Source organism: Xenophilus azovorans DSM 13620, from assembly GCF_000745855.1.
GTDB lineage: Bacteria > Pseudomonadota > Gammaproteobacteria > Burkholderiales > Burkholderiaceae_C > Xenophilus > Xenophilus azovorans.
Genome location: NZ_JQKD01000051.1, coordinates 1 through 19,862, shown reverse-complemented (window position 1 = coordinate 19,862; position 19,862 = coordinate 1). Strand labels below are relative to the sequence as shown.

The window sequence follows — 19,862 nt, the reverse complement described above, 5'->3', positions numbered from 1 at the left end:
ACCCGCATGACCTCCGAATCGACGACGGCACGGCCGTTTCGCAACGACATCAACGGCCTGCGCGCCTGGGCCGTGGTGTCCGTCGTGCTGTTCCACTTCGGCGTCGCCGGCTTCCAGGGCGGCTTCATCGGGGTCGACGTCTTCTTCGTGATCTCGGGTTTCCTGATGACGTCGATCATCGTCGAGGGCCTGGCGTCGGACCGGTTCTCCATCGCGTCGTTCTACCGGGCCCGCGCCCGGCGGATCGTCCCCGCCCTGGGCGTGCTGTGCTGCGCGCTGCTGGCGCTCGGCTGGTTCTGGCTGCCCTCGCCGGACTACCGGGCTTTCGCGCTCGACGCCTTCCTGGCGCTGGTTTTCCTGAGCAACGTCAAGTTCTGGCGGGAGGCGGGCTACTTCGACGCCGACTCGCACGAGAAGCTCCTGCTGCACACCTGGTCGCTCTCGGTGGAATGGCAGTTCTACCTGCTGCTGCCGCTGGCGCTGGTGGTCGTCTGGCGCCTCGGCGGGCGCCGCAGGGGCCTGCTCGCGTGCTATGCGCTGCTGGGCCTCGCATCGCTCGCGCTGTCGTGGTACCTGACGGCCAAGAGCGCGTCCTCGGCATTCTTCCTGCTGCCGACCCGGGTCTGGGAAATGATCGCGGGCGGCCTGGTCTTCTTCCTGAAGGAGCGGGGCCCTGCGTCCCCCGGCGGGCAGCGGGCCCTGGAATGGACCGGCCTGGCCATGATCGTCGCCGCGCTCGCGGCCTTCGACGGTTCGACGCCCTGGCCCTCGGTGCATGCGCTGCTGCCCGTCGCCGGCGCGGCCTTCGTCCTGCTTGCGCAAAGGCGCGGCTCCTTCGCCACCGGCAGCACGGTCGCGCAGTGGATCGGCCTGCGGTCCTATTCGATCTACCTCTGGCACTGGCCGGTCGTGGTGATCCTCGGCTTTGCCGGCCTGTCGCGCTCGGTCGTCGCGCTCGGCGCGGGGATGGCGCTGTCGCTGGTGCTGGGAAGTCTGTCCTACCGGTATGTCGAGAAGACATCCGCCAACGCGCTGTCGCACCGGGCCGGTGCGCGGCCCGCACGCTTCTTCCGGCCCGCGGCCTGGGCGTGCCTGTGCATTCCCTGCGTCGTTGTGGTGGCGGCCGGCGGCGTACCAGGGCGCCTGCCCGCCGGGATCGAACGGGTGTCCCGCGCCGCCGAGGACAAGAACCCGCGCATGGCCGAGTGCCACGCGGCCCCGCCCGCGCGCGTGCCAGGCTGCACCTACGGGGGGCCGAAGCTCGGCGCGATCGTCATGGGCGACAGCCATGCCGCGACCCTGGTGCGCGCCGTCGAGCACGCCCTGCCCGGCAAGGACCTGCACGTGCTCGACTGGACCTACTCGGGTTGCCGCACCCTGCTGAACAGCAGGCGGATCGGCGAGGAGAAGGACGCGTGCAGCCAGTTCGTCCGGTGGGCCCTGGAGGCGCAGAAGCAGTTCCCGGCCGATGTCCCGCTCGTCATCGCCAACCGGATCTCCGTCGACGCCTACGGCCAGAACGAAGGCGACCAGGTGACCACGACCTCGAAGCCGCAGGTCTATTTCGACAAACCCTTCGAGACCCGGAACGAGGACTACCGGCGGCAACTGGCGGATGCCCTGGTCGCCACCGCCTGCGAGTTCAGGAAGTACAGGCGGGTCTACATGGTCCGCCCCTTCCCCGAGATGAGGCGCAACGTCCCCAGGACCATGGCCCGGGCCATGATCCTGGGCCGGCACGAGGAGGTCGACATCACGCTCGACGAATACCGGGCGCGGCAGGCATACGCCTGGCAGCTGCAGAACCGGGCGCATGCGCAATGCGGCGTCGAGATCATCGACCCGACCGCCGTGCTGTGCGACGCGCGGCATTGCCACGGCGCCCACGAGGGCATGCCGAACTACTTCGACGACGACCACCTCGGCGAGCACGGCGCCGGCAGGCTCGTGCCGATGATCCGCGCCATCTTCGGTCCGCCCGGGGTGCCGCAGCGGCAGACGTGGGCGCAGGCCATCGGCGGCGGCTCGCCCTGAGGCGGGCGGTCAGCGGCTAGGCCTGGTAGTAGATGCCATCGAAATCGGCGTAGCCGGCCGTGACCGCGCCGCTCCCGGCGAGCTGCGCGGTGAGCTTGCCGTCGTCCGCGCGCAGGGCCGCCACGCTCACGGTGCCGGTGAAGTGCGAGACGGTGCCCGACACGTTCAGCTCCTTGCCGTTCCAGGCGATGTCGGCGCTGATCATGCCCCCCTGGCCACTGGACGAGAACATGATCGTCAGCCGGCCCGCCATGCGGGTGGGCAGCGGGCAGACGGTGAGGGGCTGCGATGCGTCCGACGGCGCCAGCGGGATCAGGAAGCCCTTGACGTACCCGCCGGGCGCCGGGTTGCCCGACCGGGCGATCAGCGCCGACACCGGCGACTGGCTGACCAGCTTGCCGCCGATGGACAGGGAGCCCAGCGTGGCGGGATTGGCGGTGTTCTGGCTGTACCAGTGGCCCAGGCCGACCGCCTGGTTGCCCAGCTTGAGCCCCGTCCGGCAGTCCAGCGAGATGTTGTTCTCGGTGGCCTGGATGCCGGCGCCGTCCAGCCAGTAGCCTGTCCGGAATCCCCTTGCACGGTTCGACGAGATCGCATGGAGGCGCACCACGCCGTTCCTGTCGTGGATGTTCCAGACGCCGGTGCCCGCATTCGACCCGGCGGCGTTGAACTGGTTGGTCGCCACGATGGCGCCGTCGCCGGCGCCGCCGGGGCCCGCCTGCGCCGTGAAGCCGTCCTTCATGCACTCGGAGGCCGCGTTGCCGACCACCACCCCGCGCGCCTGCGCATCCTCCAGGTGGATGGCGGCGTTGCGGGCCTGCAGGATCTGGTTGGCGACGGTGATGTGGCTCTGCGTCCCGGCGATGCCGACGGCGAACCCGGCGGTGGCTTCCGACCCGCCCTGCTTGGCGGACAGGAAGTTCCCGATCGCGGAATAGGCCCTGCAGTTGGCGTCCGGCTGGTTCCACTCGATGGCGTCGGAGGTGTCGGACTCCACCGTGGAGCCCATCACCAGGAAGGAGGCGGAGTCGCGGCCGTTCCTGTTGGCGAGGATGCCGTAGCCGCTGCTGAAGATGCTGCTGCCGATGATCTTGGTGTTGGCGGCGTTGGCCTTGTTCTGGTGGAAGGCGATGCCGCCGGGCGAGCGCAGGATCGTGTTCGAGATCTTGATGTTCGCCGCGTTCGCCGGCGACTCCAGCAGCGACTTCTGCTCGCGGGCGCCGGCCAGGTGGGCGGAGAAGATGGAGGCCGATGGCGCCAGCGTGATCGTGGGCGTCGGGTAGGGCGTGTCGAGGCTGCCCGTGAACAGCCCGTTCCGGGACAGGGCCTTGGCAATGTCCTGCGGGGGCTGGGCGCCGGCGGCCGTATCGGCGGCGGCGCCCCGGGGCTGCGCGATCGCGGTGGAGCCGAGGACGGCGCCGCCCATGAAGGCAAAGACGGAGCGCCGGCTTTCCAGGATGGTTTTCATGGGGAGGCAGACCGGTAGTGGGTTGCTGTTCCCTCGATGCCTGCGAAGCAGGGAGGGGCGGATGCGGCTACACGCTGCGCAGCTCGGCCTGGTGTCCGAGGAACCAGCGGTAGGTGTCCTCGATGCCTTCGCGCAGGCCGATCCGCGCGCGCCAGCCCAGGGCGTGCAGGCGCCCGACGTCGAGCAGCTTGCGCGGCGTGCCGTCGGGCTTGCTGGCGTCGTTGACGATCTCGCCCCGGAAACCGGTGATGTCCTTCACCAGCCCGGCCAGCTCGCGGATGCTGATGTCCTCGCCCACGCCGACGTTGACGATGTCCTCGCCGTCGTAGGTCTCGGTCAGGTGGACCGCGGCCTCGGCCATGTCGTCCACGTGCAGGAACTCGCGGCGCGGCGTGCCGGTGCCCCACATCACCACCTGCCCGTCGCCGCGCAGCCTGGCCTCGTGGAACTTGCGGATCAGCGCCGGCAGCACGTGCGAGTTCTGCAGGTCGAAGTTGTCGCCCGGGCCGTACAGGTTGGTCGGCATCAGGCTGATGGCGTTGAAGCCGTACTGCCGGCGGTAGGCCTGGCACAGCTTGATGCCGGCGATCTTGGCGACGGCGTACCACTCGTTGGTGGGCTCCAGCGGGCCGGTCAGCAGGGAGTCCTCCCGGATGGGCTGGGGCGCCAGCTTCGGGTAGATGCACGACGAGCCGAGGAAGGTCAGCTTGGCGGCGCCGTGGCGGTACGCGGCATCGATGACGTTGTTCTGGATCTGCAGGTTCTCCAGCAGGAACTGCGCCGGATAGGTATCGTTGGCATGGATGCCGCCGACCTTGGCCGCCGCCAGGTAGACGTACTCGGGCCGGTGGGCGGCAAACCAGGCCTCGACGGCGTCGCGGTCGCGCAGGTCCAGCGTGTCGCGTCCGGCCAGCAGCAGCTGGCTGCAGCCCAGGGCCTTCAGGCGCCGCACGATGGCGCTGCCGACCAGCCCGCGATGGCCGGCCACGAAGATGCGGGAATCGGTGTGCATGGAGGGGCCTCGCTCGATCCGTTCAGGTCTTGTACTTGTATTCCGCGTAGCGGTAGCCGCCGTAGCGGTAGCCGTAGCTGCCGTAGTGGCGGCGCGTGAGGTCCATGCCGTTGAACACCACGCCGCTCGCGCGCTTGCCGCCCTGCGCCAGGCGGCGCGCGCTTTCGTTGAGCTCGCCCATCTGCGTCTGGTCCGCGCGCGCGACCAGCAGCACCACGCCGCAGTGCGGCGCCACGGCGGCGGTGTCGGCCGCCACCAGTACGGGCGGCGTGTCGACGATCACCGTGTCGTAGGCGGCCGAGAGGGTGTCGAGCATGCGCACGAAAGTGTCGGACATCAGCATGTCCGCCGGGTTGACGGGCAGCCTGCCGGTGGTCAGCACGTCCAGGTTGGGCAGCACGCCCGCGTGCACGGCCTGCTGCGCCGTCAGGTCGCCCGACAGCAGTTCCGACAGGCCGCCCTCGCGCGGCAGCCCGAGCAGCTTCTGCAGGTGGCCCTTGCGCAGGTCGGCGTCGATCAGCAGCACGCGCTTGCCGGCATGCGCCAGGGTGGCCGCGAAGTTGGCCGAGATGAAGCTCTTGCCGATGCCCGGCGTGGGGCCGGTGACCAGGATGCGGTTGTTCTCCGCCTCCAGGCCGGCGAACTGCAGCGCCACACGCAGGCTGCGCAGCGCCTCGATGGGCTGGCTGTCGGGCTGGTGCTCCGCCAGCAGCTGGACGCCCTGGACGCCGGCGTCGACGCGCAGGTCCAGCGCCGACTGGTCGGCGGCGTAGGGCACGGTGGCGTAGACGCTCAGCCCGGTGTGGGCCTCGATCTCCTGCGGGTCGCTCACGCCGCGCAGGAAGCGCGCCCGCACGATGGCCAGCACCGCGCCGGCCAGCAGGCCCAGGGCGAGCATGGTGGCCATGACGATCGCCTTCTTCGGCTTCACGGGGTCCTTGGGCGTCGTCGCCTTGTCCAGCAGGCGCACGTTGCCGGTCTTGCCCTCCTTGACCAGGCGCATCTGCAGCGCGTTGTTCTGCAGCGACTGGTACAGCTCGGCGTTCACCCGCACGTCGCGCTCCAGGCGCAGCGCCTCCTGCTGGATCGCCGGCATGCGGCGCACGCGGCCCTCCAGCCCGTCGATCTCCTTCTGCACGGCGGCGATCTGGCGGTCGATGGTCTGCACGCGCACGTTGCGGTCGGTGAAGCGGGCCACCGTCTCGCGGCGCTGCTGCTGGGCTTCCAGCAGCTTGGTCTGCAGGTCGACGGTCTGGCTCAGCACGCCCTTGGCTTCCTCGTCGAAGGCGATGGTGCCGTTCTTCTTGCGGAAGCTGGCGAAGGCGTCCTCGGAGGTCTCGAGCTGGCGCCGGAACTCGGGCAGCTGCTGGTTGAGGAAGACCAGCGTCTTCTCCGCCTCGGCGGCCTTGCGCTCGACGTTCTGGCGCACGTACTGCTCGCCGATCGCGTTCAGGATGCGGACCAGCCGGGCGCGGCTGCCGTCCTGCAGCGAGACGTTGATCACGTTGGACTGGCGGCCCTGCTCGGCCAGTTGCAGGCGCGCCTGCAGGTCCTCGATCGTCCGCAGGCGCGAGGCCCGGCGCACGGTGAACTGCGCGCCCGGCTGGCCGTCCAGCCGCTCGATCAGCACGGCGATGCGCTCGCCGCCGCCCAGGTCCTGCTCCAGCAGCTGGCCCACGGTGCCGTGCAGGGGAGCGTCCAGCAGGTCGTGGCGCAGGATGTAGCGGCCCTCGCCCTCGGCTGTCACCGTGAAGGGCTCGTCGTCCTCCATGGCCTCGGGCACGTCGATGCGGGCGACCTCGATGCGCTCCGTGCCGTTGACGTAGCCGCCCAGGCCCAGCAGGCCGGGGGTGGACAGCCCGTCGGCCCGGTGGGCCAGCCAGCGCCCGACCAGCGGCAGGTAGCGGGGCTGGGCGTCGATGTACAGCCGGGTCTGGTCCACGGCGGCGCCCAGCACCATGCGCGACTGCAGCACCTGGATCTCGCCGGTGGCCGGCGTCTTGACGTCGAACAGGCTGGAGACGTCGCCCAGGAAGCTCTTGGTGTCGGGCGCCGCGTCCTCCACCTGCACCAGCAGGTTGGACTGGTAGATCGGCGTGGCCAGCAGGGTGTAGGCCACCCCGAGGGCCAGCGCCAATGCGGTGATGCCGGCGATCCACCACTTGTGGTCGATCAGGATGTCGACGTACTCGATCAGGTTGATGTCGTCGTGGTCGCCGTACGGGGCGGCGGCCTGCGGCGTGGCGGGCGGAACGGTGGAGGCGGAGAGGGTGTTCATGATGGTGACTGGATCTTCCGGATGCGTTCGGCCCAGGCCTGCACGCCTGCGTCGATGAGTTCGAGCGCCTGCTCGAAGGCGGCCTGGCCCTGGCGGTAGGGGTCGGGCACGTCGACCTGCGCGACGTGGCCCAGGCGGAAGACGCGGCCCCGCGCGGGCGGGTAGAGCGCCTCGATGTGGCGGCGCTGCGTGTCGTCCATGGCCAGGATGAGGTCGGCCTGCCGGCACAACTCCGGGCTGATCTGGCGGGCGCGGTGGGCGCCGAGGTCCAGCCCGCGCCGGGCCATGAGCGCCTGCGCGGCGGCATCGGCCGGATGGCCGGCCAGCGCGCCCGTGCCGGCGGACGACACCGACACGCCCGGCAGGGCCTGCGCGAGCAGGACCTGGCCCATGGGGCTGCGGCAGATGTTGCCGATGCACACGACGAGGACGGATTTCATCTTGGGCGGGCGTGGGGCGTGTTCAGCGCGGGTGGTTCTCGAAGTTCAGGAGGTTGTCTCCGCTGCGCGGCGGGCTCTGCGTCGGCGGCCCGGCGCGGAAGGCCTGCCGGTCGGCGCCGGAGGTCAGCTCGTACAACTGCTGGCTGCGCGCCAGCGGCGCCCCGCCGTCGCGGGTGAGCGGGTTCCACTGGAAGCCGACGGAGAACTTGGTCGAGCGGGGCAGCAGGGCGTCCAGCGGGACGGAGATGTAGATGCCCTTGTCGAAGCTGCCTTCGCCGAACTGCTCGGCCGACACGTTGGTCTTGGTGGCATAGGCGCCCATCACCAGCCCGTTGTCGAAGCGGCGGGCGATGCTCAGCGTCACGCCGCGGTCGCCTGCGAGGTACTGGCCGGCGGCGATGCGGGCGATGACGCCGTGCCAGCCGGTGTCCCAGTACACGGTGGCGTGGCCGGTGGTGACCTCGTAGTCGCGCAGGCTCAGGTCCTGCTTGAAGCCGCGCTGGCGCACCCGGTTGATGTCCACGCCGAAGGCCAGGCGGCTGCCCCAGGGGCGGTACAGGTATTCGGCGCCGACGCCGGCGAACATGCTCTCCAGCAGGCCGCCGTAGACGCTGTAGTAGTGGTCGCGCGCGAACTGGCCGACGTGGGTCAACTGCAGGTTGGGCACCGTCACCCGGGCGGAGGTGACGTATTCGCGCTGGTAGGTGCGCACGCGCGGCAGGTTGCTGGGCGCGGTGTAGGTGAACTTGTCGAAGTTGTCGACCAGGCGCATGTTGACGGCGCCGCTGAGCCAGGTGCGCTCGCTGAAGCGGTATTCGGCCGAGGCCTGCAGGCCGAGCTGGTAGAGGACGAAGGCGTCGGGCCCGCCGACGATGGGGCTGAAGTACGGCCCCACGCCCCAGGTGAACCGGTCGCGCTGGCGCGTCCACACGCCGTCGGCGCCTGTGTGTCCCGGCAGGCCCTGGGGCACGCTGCCGGCGGCTGACGCGGTGGCGGCAGCGGCACCCGCGCCGGCCGCATCGGCTGCTTCGCCCGCGCCGGCCGGGGCACGCACCGATGCGGGCAGATCGTCCGGCGTGGCATGGGTGGATGCCGGCCCGTAGTCCTCCGATGCAGGCACGCGCGCCTGCCGCGGCAGCAGGGGCACGAGGCGTTGCGTCACCCACTCGGCGCGCTCGATCACACGGGCATGGCTGGGCAGGCCGCGCTCGCTGAAGTGCAGCACGAAGCGGCGGATGTTCTCCGGCGCGGCGGCGTGAAGCACCGCCGCGGCGCGCTGCGCCCGGGCGTCGCGGTAGGTGGCGTCGGCCTCGGTGGCCCAGACGTGCAGCGCCTCGCCCTGCGGGGCGATGTGGGTCACGGTCCACTCCGTCTGCTCCTCGATCGCGGCGGCCGTCACGGCCCAGCCGGGCGGGTGCAGCGGCGCCTGCGGGCCCAGGCGCGGCAGCGGCGGGTCGAGCACCTTGGGCATCGACGAGCGGGCCAGGTTGCTCGACAGGCTCAGTCCCACCATCACCCTGTCGCCGCGCTCGAAGCCGGCGGACAGCACGACGCCGGGCGAGACGCGGTAGCTCAGCCCCACGTTGATCGGGGAGCGGCGGCGCTGCCGGTTGTCGAAGGGCTCGCTCCGGTAGTCATTGCCGTCGTATTCGATCTTGAGGGTGAGCGGGTCCCAGGGCGTGCGCCACTGCACGCCGCCGAACAGCGCGGCGGGGCCGCGGAACAGCGTGCTCAGGCTGGCCTGGCCGGTGGTGAAGTCGGTGGGGCGCGTGGCGAAGCGGTCGCCGAACAGCCGGAAGGGGTTGCGGATGTTGCCGCTGCGCGCCATGTAGCCCCAGCCGATGCCGAGGCTGAAGTCGAAGTCGTTCCAGCGCTTGCTGGCGACCAGGTATTCGCTGGAGAACAGGCCGGTGCCGCCGAAGTCGCGGAAGCCCAGCGCCACCTGGGGCACGTAGGCGGACTCCTTGAGCAGGCGCAGCTTCAGGTCGATGCTCTTGTCCTTGTAGGACTGCTGGTCGGTGATGCCGTAGATGCGGTTCGAGATGGAGCTGTAGCGAAAGCCTCCTTCCATCCAGTCGAAGGGCTGGAACATGAAGCTGAGGCGGCTGTACGGATAGACGTTGCTCAGCGTCGCGCGCAGGTTGCCGGCCTGTTCCATGCGGGCCGTGGGCGTCTGCAGCAGGCCGATTTCGCCCCAGTCGTTGGCACTGACGTCCAGCGTGCGCGGCTGCGCGGCGGCGGATTCGGGCAGCCGCGCGGCCTGGCCGGGTGCTGCCGACGCGGCCGATGCGCCGTCTTCCTGCGGCGACGGCCCCTGGGTGGCCAGGAACTTGATCATCCCTTCGGACAGGCCGTCCAGCAGCCGCATGCGGCGCGGCGCCGCCCACAGCCAGGCGCCGGGCGCGGGCTCGTCCACCGGGCCGGCATTCCAGGGCGCGACACCCATGCGCGAGGTGCGGCCGTCGGGCTGGGCCAGCCACGCCTGGTCGGCCTGGTCCTGCAGGCCGCAGGCGGCCAGATAGTCCAGCACGTTGCGGCCGGGTTCGTGCGCCACGCGGCACAGGCGGCCGTCGGGCAGGACCACCGCCACGCTGCGCAGCGGCCAGGCCGAGGGCACGAGCCGCTGGCCCGCGCCGAGGACCGGGTCTTCCGTGGGGTTGGCCTCGAGCCAGCGCGGATCGACGATGCCCAGCGCCACGCGGCCGGTGACGGGCAGGCTGTCGATCCAGGCGCGCAGGCGCTCGCGGTCGCTGCGCTCGGGCCCGGAGCGGGCCTCCTGCACCCAGGCTTCCAGTTGCACCAGCAGCGTGTTCTTCAGGTGCCGCTGGGCGAATTCCTCGTCGCGTATCTGCCAGGCCAGGCCGGGGTTGGCGACCTGCTGCCCGTCCGGCTGGCGCAGCAGCCATCGGCTCAGCCGTTCGCCCGGCCGGATGTCCGCCGGATGGCCGGTGAGCTGCGCGGCGTCGCTTGCGTGCGCAGGCTCCGCGGCACCTGCGGCGGAGCCGGCGAGTGCGAACAGGGCGGCAGCCGTGGCCATGGTGCCAAGACGCAGGGGGTGGGGCGCGGACGACGGACCGGTGCGCGTCATGAACCGGTGGCCGCCGCTGCCTCGCCGGCGGGCGCGGGTTTCCAGCGCTCCAGGCTCAGGCACAGGTCCCGGGTGAGGCATTGCTCGGAATACACCACCTGGGGCTCGCCGCCGTCGTCGACGCGCGTCACGGCGAAGCGCGCCGGTGGCAGCGCGTCGCTGGCGGGGACGGTGGTGCTGCCTTCCTCGAACCACTGCACGGGCGCCGCGTGCTGCTGCGCCATCCGGCTGCGTGCCGGGGGCGCGATGGCCGTCACGCGCACTTCGTCCCGCACGCCGAAGCGGTAGCCGGGCATGAGGTCGCGTTCGCGCGTGAAGCGCACGGGCATGTCCGGGCGGCTTGCCAACGCGGCCCACGAAGGCCTGGTTGATGAAAAGCGCACGGCACGCCAATCGGTGGTGAGGCCTGTGGTGCCCACGATCCTTCCCTGTCGTATGCGCAGCACCTCGCCGGATCCGCTGTACCACACCTCGGTGGGGCCTTCGGGCAGCGGATCGACATAGCCGAGCGCGAGGTAGATCTCGCGCTTGCCGAGATGGGCGCGCAAATAGTTGAAGTTGAGCTGCGAGTTCTGTGGCGGCGAAGATGCTTCGACGGATGCGTCGCCATACATGTGCGACGCCGTGGCCAGCAGGGCGCGGCCACCCGAAGTGCACCCGCCGGCAACGAGAAGGGATGCCGCCAGCGTGCAGCATCCCAGGGTGCGAACGGTCAGCCCGATGCGGCTGGCCGGCGGTCGGCAGCCCTCACGCAGGAGGGCGCGCCGCATCAGCGCGTGGTGCCCGTGGAGCCGGTGCCCGTGCCCGTGGTGCCCGTCGTGCCGGTGGGAGGCAGGAAGAAGAAGCCCCGGTTGCCGCTGCCGCCGCCGAGGGCCGTCGCGAGCAGGACGCTGCCTCCGACGCCCAGGCCGACTGCCTCGCCGGTGGTGAGACCGCCGCGGGCCCCTTGCGCGGCTTGCGCGCCCGGGGTGGTTTGGGTCGCCTGGGGAGCCTGAGAGGCCGGGGCGCCGTTGGTATTCGATTGGGCCAGCGCAGGGGTGCTGGCGAGCCCAGCGATGGCCAGGCCGGAGATCAGATGGCTGAGCTTCATGGGTGCACTTCTTTCAAGGAAAGACTGGCAAAAAGCTTAGCATGGCATGCTGTCCACACCGGTCGAACGGTGTTAGCGGATGTTGCCGAAAAACCTAAGAGTAGCACCAACTTACGACATTTCGGCGCAAAAAAATCGGATGGCGGGCACATGCTTTCGAGGCTGTCTTGCGCGACCGCGCGCGCAGCCTTTTTCCGGTCGCCTGCGCACTTCGGTCATGGCCCTTCCGACGGATCCGGTGATGGCGCAAGATCTATTGCGGGTAAACCCCTGTCGACGCAACTGAAACCGGTTTCATACACTTCCGGCACCGAAACCCGCCGAGCGCCTTCCGGCGCCTGCCGTCCGTGAATTACCAGTTCCAGTTCGATGCCGTGTTCGCCGCGTGGCCCCTGCTGCTCAAGGGCACGTGGATCACCATCCAGCTCTCGCTCACCGCCACGCTCATCGGGCTGGCGGTGGCGGTGCTGTGCGCCTGGGGCAAGACCTCGGGGCCGGCGTGGCTGCGCTTCATCGTCAACGCCTACATCGAGGTGATCCGCAACACGCCCTTCCTCGTGCAGCTGTTTTTCTTCTTCTTCGCGCTGCCGGCGGTGGGCCTGCGCTGGTCGCCCTACACGGCGGCGCTGACGGCAATGGTCGTCAACCTGGGCGCCTACGCCACCGAGATCATCCGCGCCGGCATCGAGTCCATCCCCAAGGGGCAGATCGAGGCGGGCCGCGCGCTCAATCTCAAGGGCTGGGAGATCTTCCGCTTCATCGTCATCAAGCCGGCGCTCAAGGCCATCTACCCGGCGCTGACCAGCCAGTTCATCCTGCTGATGCTCAGCTCGGCCGTGGTGTCGGTGATCTCGGCGGACGACCTCACCTCGGTGGCGGCCAACCTGCAGTCGCAGACCTTCCGGAGCTTCGAGATCTACATCGTCGTGGCGGGCATCTACCTGGCGCTGGCGCTGGCCTTCTCGGCGCTGTTCAAGCTGGTCTACCAGCACCTCCTTCACTACCCGGACCGCCGCTGAGCCGAAGGAGACGACCATCATGCGCACCTTCGGCTTTCCCGAATTCCTGTTCATCCTGCAAGCGGCCCAGTGGACGCTGGCGCTGTCGGCCATCGCCTTCGCCGGTGGCGCCGTGCTGGGGCTGGCGACCGCGCTGGCCCGCGTGTCCGAGAACGCCGCGGCGCGCGGCCTGGCCCGCGGCTTCATCCAGATCTTCCAGGGAACGCCGCTGCTGCTGCAGCTGTTCCTGATCTTCTTCGGCGCGCCGGTGCTGGGTTTCGACATCAACCCGTGGATCGCCGCCGGCATCGCGCTGGTGCTCAACAGCGCCGCTTTCCTGGCCGAGATCTGGCGCGGCTGCATCGAGGCCATCCCGCGCGGCCAGTGGGAGGCGGCGCAGGCGCTCAACCTCTCGTATGCGGCCCGCATGCGCGACGTGATCCTGCCGCAGGCCTTCAAGATCGCGCTGCCGCCCACCGTGGGCTACCTGGTGCAGATCATCAAGGGCACCTCGCTGGCGGCCATCATCGGCTTCACCGAGGTCACGCGGGCCGGCCAGATCATCAACAACGCCACCTTCCAGCCGCTGCCGGTGTTCGCCACCGTGGCCGCTATCTACTTCGCGATCTGCTGGCCGCTGTCGCTGCTGGCGGCGCGCATGGAGCGCCGGCGCGCCCAGGCGCTGGCCCGCTGAACCCTTCCCCATCCCGACTCAACCCAAGGAGACCCCGCATGACCTTCACCCGCCGCGCCACCCTGGCCCTGACCCTGGCCGCCTGCGCCACCGCCTTCGCTCCGCTGGCCTCGGCCCAGACCGTGGCCGACATCAAGAAGAAGGGCGAGATCACCATCGGCATGCTGGTGGACTTCCCGCCCTACGGCACCACCAACGCGCAGAACCAGCCCGACGGCTACGACGCCGACGTGGCCAAGCTGCTGGCCAGGGACTGGGGCGTGAAGGCCAACATCGTGCCCGTCACCGGCCCCAACCGCATCCCCTTCCTGCTGACCAACAAGGTCGACCTGCTGGTGGCCTCGCTGGCCGTCACGCCCGAGCGCGCCAAGCAGGTGCAGTTCAGCCAGCCCTACGCGGCCGCGACCATCGTGCTCTACGGCAAGAAGGACGCGGCGATCAAGAGCGCGGCCGACCTCAAGGGCGTGCGCGTGGGCGTGGCCCGCGCCAGCACGCAGGACGTGGCCGTCACCAAGTCGGCGCCCGAGGGCACCGAGATCCGCCGCTTCGACGACGACGCCTCGGCCATGCAGGCGCTGATCTCCGGCCAGGTCGATGCCATCGGCTGCTCGGTGACGGTGGCGGCGCAGATCGCCCAGCGCGTGCCGGCCGGCACCTTCGAGAACAAGTTCACCCTGGTGCAGCAGGCCATGGCCATCGCCATGCGCCCCGGCCAGGACGACCTGCTGAAGAACGTGAACGAGTTCGTCGCGAAGAACACCGCCAACGGCGAGCTGAACAAGCTCTACCAGAAGTGGCTCAAGAGCGACTTCCCGAAGTTCTGAACTGACCCACCCCCGTTTCTTGCTCACTTCGTGTAGCCGAATCCCCCCTCAAGGGGGCGCACTCGGCGGCCCGGCAAAGCCGGCTCCGCGAGTGCACCCGGAGGGGCTTCGCTGCGCTCGCCGCGGAATCGACACATGACTCCCACGACGTCCGATACCTCCGAACCCATCATCCGCCTCGAAGGGGTGAACAAGTGGTATGGCGAATTCCAGGTGCTCACCGGCATCGACCTCTCGGTGCGCGCGGGCGAGCGCATCGTCATCTGCGGCCCCTCGGGCTCGGGCAAATCCACGCTGATCCGCTGCATCAACCGGCTGGAGACGGTGCAGCAGGGCCGCATCGTGGTGGACGGCATCGAGCTGACGGCCGGCGGGAAGAACGTGGACGCGGTGCGCGCCGAGGTGGGCATGGTGTTCCAGCAGTTCAACCTGTTCCCGCACCTCACGATCCTGCAGAACTGCACGCTGGCGCCGATGCGCTCGCGCGGCATGACCAAGGCGCAGGCGGAGGAGGTGGCGATGAAGTACCTCACCCGCGTGCGCATCCCCGAGCAGGCCAACAAGTACCCGAGCCAGCTCTCGGGCGGCCAGCAGCAGCGCGTGGCCATCGCCCGCGCGCTGTGCATGGCGCCGAAGATCATGCTCTTCGACGAGCCCACTTCCGCGCTCGACCCGGAGATGGTCAAGGAAGTGCTCGACACCATGATCGGCCTGGCCGAGGACGGCATGACCATGCTGTGCGTGACGCACGAGATGGGCTTCGCCCGCAGCGTGGCCGACCGCGTGATCTTCATGGCCGACGGCCGCATCATCGAGCAGGCGCCGCCGGCTGAGTTCTTCGGCAATCCGCGCAGCGAGAAGACGCGCCAGTTCCTCGGGCAGATCCTGAGCTCGCACCACTGACGATGGCCGTGCTGCTGATCTCGCTGTCGTCCTTCGGCGCGGCCGAGCTGCTGCGCCACGGCCAGCGCTGGTGCACCGAGCTGGCGATCGAGGCCGGCGCCGACGGCGTGGAGGTGCGCGGCGAGCTGCTGCGCGATCCCGCCGTGGAGCTGGCCGGACTGCGTGGCCGGGCGGCCGTCTACTCCAGCCCCGACGGGCTGTTCGCGCCCGGCGGCGCGCTCGACGCGGCCGCGCTGGACGAAGGCCTGCGCCGCGCCGCGCTGCTGCAGGCGCCGCGCCTGAAGATGGCGATCGGCGGCTTCGACGCTGCGCGTTCCCGTGATGGCCTCGTCGCGCTGCGCGAGCGCCTGGCGGCGCAGCCGGTGGAGCTGCTGATCGAGAACGACCAGACGCCCTCGGCCGGCACGCTCGATGCGCTGCAGCGCTTCTTCGCGGCGCAGCACGCGGCCGGCCTCGACCTGGGCATGACCTTCGACATGGGCAACTGGCACTGGCTGGGCGAGTGCCCGCTGGAGGCGGCGCGCGCCTTCGCGCCGCAGGTGCGCTACGTGCACTGCAAGGGCGTGCAGCGCCGGCCCGACAAGTGGGTGGCCGTGCCGCTGGCGGATTCCACCGCGCCCTGGCGCGCCGTGCTGCGTGCGCTGCCGGCCGAGGTGCCGCATGCGATCGAATACCCTCTGGCCGGTAACGACCTGCTGGCCGTCACGCAGGCCCAGCTGGCACAGGTGCGCACCGCGAGAGGATGCCCATGACCGAACCCACCGCCTTCGACGTCGCCACCTTCGGCGAGGCCATGCTGCTGCTGGTGGCGGCCGAGCCCGGCCCCATCGAGCACGCGACGATGTTCCACCGGCGCACCGCCGGCGCCGAGACCAACGTGGCCATCGGCCTGGCGCGCCTGGGCCTCAAGGTGGGCTGGGCCAGCCGCCTGGGCACCGACTCGATGGGCCGCGCGCTGCTGGCCACCATGCAGGCCGAGGGCATCGACTGCTCGCACGTCATCTGCGACGCGGCGCAGCGCACCGGCTTCCAGTTCAAGGGCCGCGTCACCGACGGCAGCGACCCGCCGGTGGAGTACCACCGCAAGGGATCGGCCGCGAGCCACATGCGGCCGGAGGACATCGACGAGGCCTGGCTGCGCTCGGCGCGCCACCTGCACGCGACCGGCGTGTTCGCCGCCGTCTCCGACACCACGCTGCCGACGGCGCTGCGCAGCATGGAGATCATGCGCGCGGCCGGCCGCAGCATCTCCTTCGATCCCAACCTGCGCCCCACGCTGTGGGCCAGCGAGGCGCGCATGCGCGAATGCATCAACGACCTGGCGGCGCGCGCCGACTGGGTGCTGCCTGGCATGGAAGAAGGCCGCCTGCTCACCGGCGAGGCGACGCCCGAAGGCGTGGCGCGCTTCTACCGCGGGCGCGGCGCGAAGCTGGTGGTGGTCAAGCTCGGTCCCGACGGCGCGTACTACGACAGCGACACGGCGGGCGCGGGGCACGTCGAAGGCTTCCCCGTGAAGGAGGTGGTCGACACCGTGGGCGCCGGCGACGGCTTCGCCGCCGGCGTGGTCAGCGCGCTGCTCGAAGGCCGCAGCGTGCCCGAGGCGGTGCGCCGCGGCGCGTGGATCGGCGCACGCGCCGTGCAGGTGCTCGGCGACACGGAGGGCCTGCCCACCCGCGCCGAGCTGGACGCGGCTGACCTGTGACGCAGGCCCTACGATCGACCTCACCATGACCCGCAAGAACATCCTCGTCTTCCGCGAGCTGCCGCCCGACCAGCTGGCCCGCCTGCAGGCCGTGCACGACGTGACGGTGGCCGACCCCAAGCAGGACCGCGCCGCCTTCGACGCCGCGCTGCCCGAAGCGCACGGCCTGATCGGCTCCAGCTTCCCCATCGACGCCGCCGTGCTGGACCGCGCGCCGAAGCTGGAGGCGGTCTCCAGCGTCTCGGTCGGCGTGGACAACTACGCGCTGGCCGAGCTGCACCGCCGCGGCATCCTGCTCGCCCACACGCCCGGCGTGCTCGACGAGACGGTGGCCGACACCGTGTTCGCGCTGCTGATGGCGACCAGCCGCCGCGTCGTCGAGCTGGCGAACCTGGTGCGCGAGGGCCGCTGGACGAAGAACATCGGCGAGGACCTGTTCGGCCACGACGTGCACGGCAAGACGCTCGGGCTGCTGGGCTTCGGCCGCATCGGCCAGGCCATCGCGCGGCGCGCGGCGCTGGGCTTCGGCATGCCGGTGCGCTACCACGCGCGCCGGCCGGTCGACCTGGCGGCGCAGGCGCCCGAGCTGCAGGGCAGGGCGGTCCACACGCCGCTGGCGGAGCTGCTGGCGCAATCCGACTTCGTGGTGGCGATGCTGCCGCTGACGGAGCACACGCGCGGGATGATCGACGCCGGCGTCTTCGCGCAGATGAAGCCCGGCGCCGTCTTCATCAACGGCGGCCGCGGCCAGACGGTGGACGAGGCTGCGCTGCTCGCCGCGCTGGACGGCGGCCGCCTGCGCGCCGCCGGGCTGGACGTGTTCGCGAAGGAGCCGCTCCCCGCCGATTCGCCGCTGCGCACCCATCCGCGCGTGACGCCGCTGCCGCACATCGGCTCGGCCACGCACGAGACGCGGCACGCCATGGCCGAGCTGGCCACCAGCAACCTGCTGGACGCACTGGCGGGCCGGCGGCCGGCGGCGCTCTACGACACGTCCGCGGCATGAACAGGGGAGCCCCGCGCCGCGCCACCATCGCCGACGTGGCGCGTGCCGCCGGCGTCTCCAAGGCCACCGTCTCGCGTTTCTTCAACCACCGCGAGCGGCTGCTGTCCGACGACATCGCTGCCCGCGTGCAGGCCGCCACCGAGCAGCTCGGCTACGTGCCCAGCCCGATGGCGCAGGCGCTCAGCCGCGGGCGCTCGCGCCTCATCGGCCTGATCGTGGCCGACATCACCAACCCGTACTCGGTGGCCGTGCTGCGCGGCGCCGAGAAGGCCTGCCAGGAGGCCGGCTACCTGGTGATGCTGTTCAACCTGGGCAACGAGTCCGGCCGCGAGCGCGAGGCCATCGACGCGCTGACCGGCTACCAGGTGGACGGCTTCATCCTCAACACCCTGGGCCGCGGCGCGGGCGTGGTCGATGCCGTGGCCACGCACGGCAAACCGGCGGTGCTGGTGGACCGGCGGCATGCCGGCATGCACGCCGACTTCGTCTCGCTGGACAACGCCGGCGCGATGGCGCAGGCCTGCGAGCACCTGCTGGCCGGCGGCTGGCGCGAGCTGCTGTACGTCACCGAGCCGCAGAAGGGCGTGAGCACGCGGCGCGAGCGGGCCGCCGCCTTCGCGGCCTGCATGGCGGCGCACCCGAAGCAGGCGCGCGGCGAGGTCTTCGAGAGCGAAGAGGGCGCCGAGGACGCGCTGCACGATGCGCTGCGCGCCCTGCGCCGCCGCGCCGGCAGGACGCGGCGGCCGGCTGTCGTCGCCGGCAACGCGGTCGTCACGCTGCGCGTGGCGGCGGCCATGCGGCGGCTGGGCTGGCAGTTCGGGCGGGAGCTGGGCTTCGTCGGCTTCGACGACCCCGAGTGGGCGCAGCTCATCGGCCCGGGCCTGTCGACCATCGCGCAGCCCACCGACGAGATCGGCCGGGCGGCGGCGACCTGCCTGATCGAGCGGCTGCACGGGCTGGAGGGGCCGGCGCGGCAGATGCTGCTGCCGGGGGCGCTGCAGGTGCGGGGGTCGTCGGCTGCCCCCGACTGAGATCGAAGCGCGGTCCGCCACCCCCGGCCGTTCGCGCTGAGCCTGTCGAAGCGTGGTAGCGGGCTTCGACAGGCTTGTATGGTTTTGCCACCGCAACAACCATTGGAGAAAGGGCAAGGCGCCGGGGTGGAGGGACATCGACAGGCCTGGGCGATGTAGAGGCATCGACCCACCCACTGAGCAACGTCCCACCCTTGCACCGAGCGTCGATAAGGAACCCGGCGCCGCCTTGGCGAGCGCCGATGCCTGCAAGCTGACGCCGTTGCACGAGCCCCGCCCCGGCCTTTGCATTGTCACCATGCATCCCAGGCTGACAAGCCAGACGATCTGGCATCTTGGGGCCGATGTGGCCAGCACCCACCTGGACATTGCCGTGCACGGCGACAAGGCCGGCGTGCGGCGCATCGCCAACAACGCCCCGGCCATCGCGCAATGGCTGGCGCAGGTACCGCCGGGCTCGTGCCTGGCCATGGAGTCCACCGGCCGCTACCACCTGCTGCTGGCGCGCCTGGCCCACGCTCAGGGGCTGCAGGTGCATGTGCTCAATCCGCGGGATGTGAGCCACTACGCGCGAGGCGTGGGCCAGCGCGGCAAGACCGACCGGCTCGATGCGCAGGTGATTGCCCGCTACCTGGCCCATGAGCACGCGCAGTTGCGCAGCTGGCAGCCCGTGCCCCCGGCGCTGGCCGAACTGGACAGCCTGCTGCGCCGACGAGCGGCGCTGGTGCGTCACCAGGGCGCGCTGCGCCAGAGCATGGGCGAGGACCCGGTGACCCGGGCGTTGCTGCCCCAGGTGATGCTGCCCCTGACACAGGTACTGCAGACGTTGGACAAGCGCATCGCCCAGGTGGCCCAAGGCATCCAGGGCGCGCAGCAGGCGCTGGGCAGCATCACCTCGGTGCCGGGCGTGGGGGCGCTCAGCGGCGCGGCCCTGCTCGTGCTGTTCACACGCCTGGCTCAGGCGAGCGCTGACGCGGTGGTGGCCTTCACCGGGCTGGATCCGCGCCCGATGGACTCGGGCCACAAGCGGGGTGTGCGCAGGCTGTCCAAGCGCGGGCCGGCCGAGCTGCGGCGGCTGATGTTCAATGCGGCGATGTCCGCGTCCCGAACGGCGGCCTGGCGCGAGGTCTATGCGCGCGAGATCGCCAAGGGCTTGCCGCGCACGGCAGCCCTGGTGGTGCTGGCCCGCAAGCTCGTGCGTGTGGCCTTCAGCCTGTTCAAAAACCGCGCAACCTTCGATCCGACTCTCCACCAGGCGGTCAAGATCGCTTGACGCGGACCATAGAACCTCAGC

The 19,862-nt window shown here is 70.8% G+C and carries 17 protein-coding genes; 10 read left to right on the top strand and 7 right to left on the bottom strand.

All coding sequences use genetic code 11. From position 1 onward, the window contains the following. Nucleotides 1–6 precede the first annotated feature (6 nt). A complete protein-coding gene (locus Q392_RS21855) occupies nt 7–2,034 on the top strand; it encodes an acyltransferase family protein (protein ID WP_051953844.1) in 2,028 nt (675 codons plus the stop codon). A 16-nt stretch (nt 2,035–2,050) separates the two neighbouring features. Here Q392_RS21855 and Q392_RS21850 read toward each other — a convergent pair whose 3' ends face one another. The 7 genes from Q392_RS21850 to Q392_RS21820 all read right to left on the bottom strand — a co-directional run bounded on the left by Q392_RS21850 (nt 2,051) and on the right by Q392_RS21820 (nt 11,410). Continuing rightward, a complete protein-coding gene (locus Q392_RS21850) occupies nt 2,051–3,502 on the bottom strand; it encodes a hypothetical protein (protein WP_038212312.1) in 1,452 nt (483 codons plus the stop codon). A 67-nt stretch (nt 3,503–3,569) separates the two neighbouring features. Next, a complete protein-coding gene (gene fcl / locus Q392_RS21845; RefSeq protein ID WP_038212311.1) occupies nt 3,570–4,514 on the bottom strand; it encodes a GDP-L-fucose synthase in 945 nt (314 codons plus the stop codon). Nucleotides 4,515–4,536: 22 nt separating this feature from the next. Next, entirely contained in the window at nt 4,537–6,792 is a 2,256-nt protein-coding gene (locus Q392_RS21840; protein WP_038212309.1) for a polysaccharide biosynthesis tyrosine autokinase, read from the bottom strand. After that, nucleotides 6,789–7,232, bottom strand: a complete 444-nt coding sequence (locus Q392_RS21835; protein ID WP_038212307.1) for a low molecular weight protein-tyrosine-phosphatase — start codon at nt 7,230–7,232, stop codon at nt 6,789–6,791. The genes Q392_RS21840 and Q392_RS21835 overlap by 4 nt, the downstream gene beginning before the upstream one ends. Nucleotides 7,233–7,254: 22 nt before the next feature. After that, complete coding sequence (locus tag Q392_RS21830; RefSeq protein WP_245610776.1) at nt 7,255–10,269, bottom strand: YjbH domain-containing protein; 3,015 nt, start codon at nt 10,267–10,269, stop codon at nt 7,255–7,257. 47 nt (nt 10,270–10,316) lie between these two features. Next, nucleotides 10,317–11,090, bottom strand: a complete 774-nt coding sequence (locus Q392_RS21825; protein WP_084217324.1) for a YjbF family lipoprotein — start codon at nt 11,088–11,090, stop codon at nt 10,317–10,319. Next, complete coding sequence (locus tag Q392_RS21820) at nt 11,090–11,410, bottom strand: hypothetical protein (RefSeq protein WP_038212305.1); 321 nt, start codon at nt 11,408–11,410, stop codon at nt 11,090–11,092. The genes Q392_RS21825 and Q392_RS21820 overlap by 1 nt, the downstream gene beginning before the upstream one ends. Before the next feature lie 347 nt (nt 11,411–11,757). Here Q392_RS21820 and Q392_RS21815 point away from each other — a divergent pair, with 347 nt between their 5' ends. The 9 genes from Q392_RS21815 (at nt 11,758) to Q392_RS21775 (ending at nt 19,841) form a co-directional block, all read left to right on the top strand. Further along, nucleotides 11,758–12,429: an amino acid ABC transporter permease gene (locus tag Q392_RS21815; RefSeq protein ID WP_038212303.1), complete on the top strand. Its 672-nt coding sequence runs from the start codon at nt 11,758–11,760 to the stop codon at nt 12,427–12,429. A gap of 19 nt (nt 12,430–12,448) precedes the next feature. Then, complete coding sequence (locus tag Q392_RS21810) at nt 12,449–13,102, top strand: amino acid ABC transporter permease (protein WP_038212301.1); 654 nt, start codon at nt 12,449–12,451, stop codon at nt 13,100–13,102. 38 nt (nt 13,103–13,140) lie between these two features. Next, nucleotides 13,141–13,926 carry a transporter substrate-binding domain-containing protein gene (locus Q392_RS21805; RefSeq protein WP_038212300.1) on the top strand — a complete coding sequence of 262 codons (786 nt, stop codon included), beginning with the start codon at nt 13,141–13,143 and terminating at the stop codon, nt 13,924–13,926. A gap of 135 nt (nt 13,927–14,061) precedes the next feature. Further along, entirely contained in the window at nt 14,062–14,829 is a 768-nt protein-coding gene (locus tag Q392_RS21800; RefSeq protein WP_038212298.1) for an amino acid ABC transporter ATP-binding protein, read from the top strand. Nucleotides 14,830–14,831: 2 nt separating this feature from the next. After that, nucleotides 14,832–15,581 carry a sugar phosphate isomerase/epimerase family protein gene (locus Q392_RS21795; RefSeq protein WP_038212297.1) on the top strand — a complete coding sequence of 250 codons (750 nt, stop codon included), beginning with the start codon at nt 14,832–14,834 and terminating at the stop codon, nt 15,579–15,581. After that, on the top strand, nt 15,578–16,531 hold the full coding sequence (locus Q392_RS21790) for a sugar kinase (RefSeq protein WP_038212294.1): 954 nt from the start codon (nt 15,578–15,580) through the stop codon (nt 16,529–16,531). The genes Q392_RS21795 and Q392_RS21790 overlap by 4 nt, the downstream gene beginning before the upstream one ends. A gap of 25 nt (nt 16,532–16,556) precedes the next feature. Then, entirely contained in the window at nt 16,557–17,537 is a 981-nt protein-coding gene (locus tag Q392_RS21785) for a 2-hydroxyacid dehydrogenase (RefSeq protein WP_038212292.1), read from the top strand. Next, a complete protein-coding gene (locus Q392_RS21780) occupies nt 17,534–18,568 on the top strand; it encodes a LacI family DNA-binding transcriptional regulator (protein ID WP_038212290.1) in 1,035 nt (344 codons plus the stop codon). Before Q392_RS21785 ends, Q392_RS21780 begins: the two co-directional genes overlap by 4 nt. A gap of 346 nt (nt 18,569–18,914) precedes the next feature. Further along, nucleotides 18,915–19,841, top strand: coding sequence for an IS110 family RNA-guided transposase (locus Q392_RS21775; RefSeq protein ID WP_169748328.1), 927 nt, complete (start codon nt 18,915–18,917; stop codon nt 19,839–19,841). The last annotated feature ends 21 nt before the right edge of the window (nt 19,842–19,862 follow it).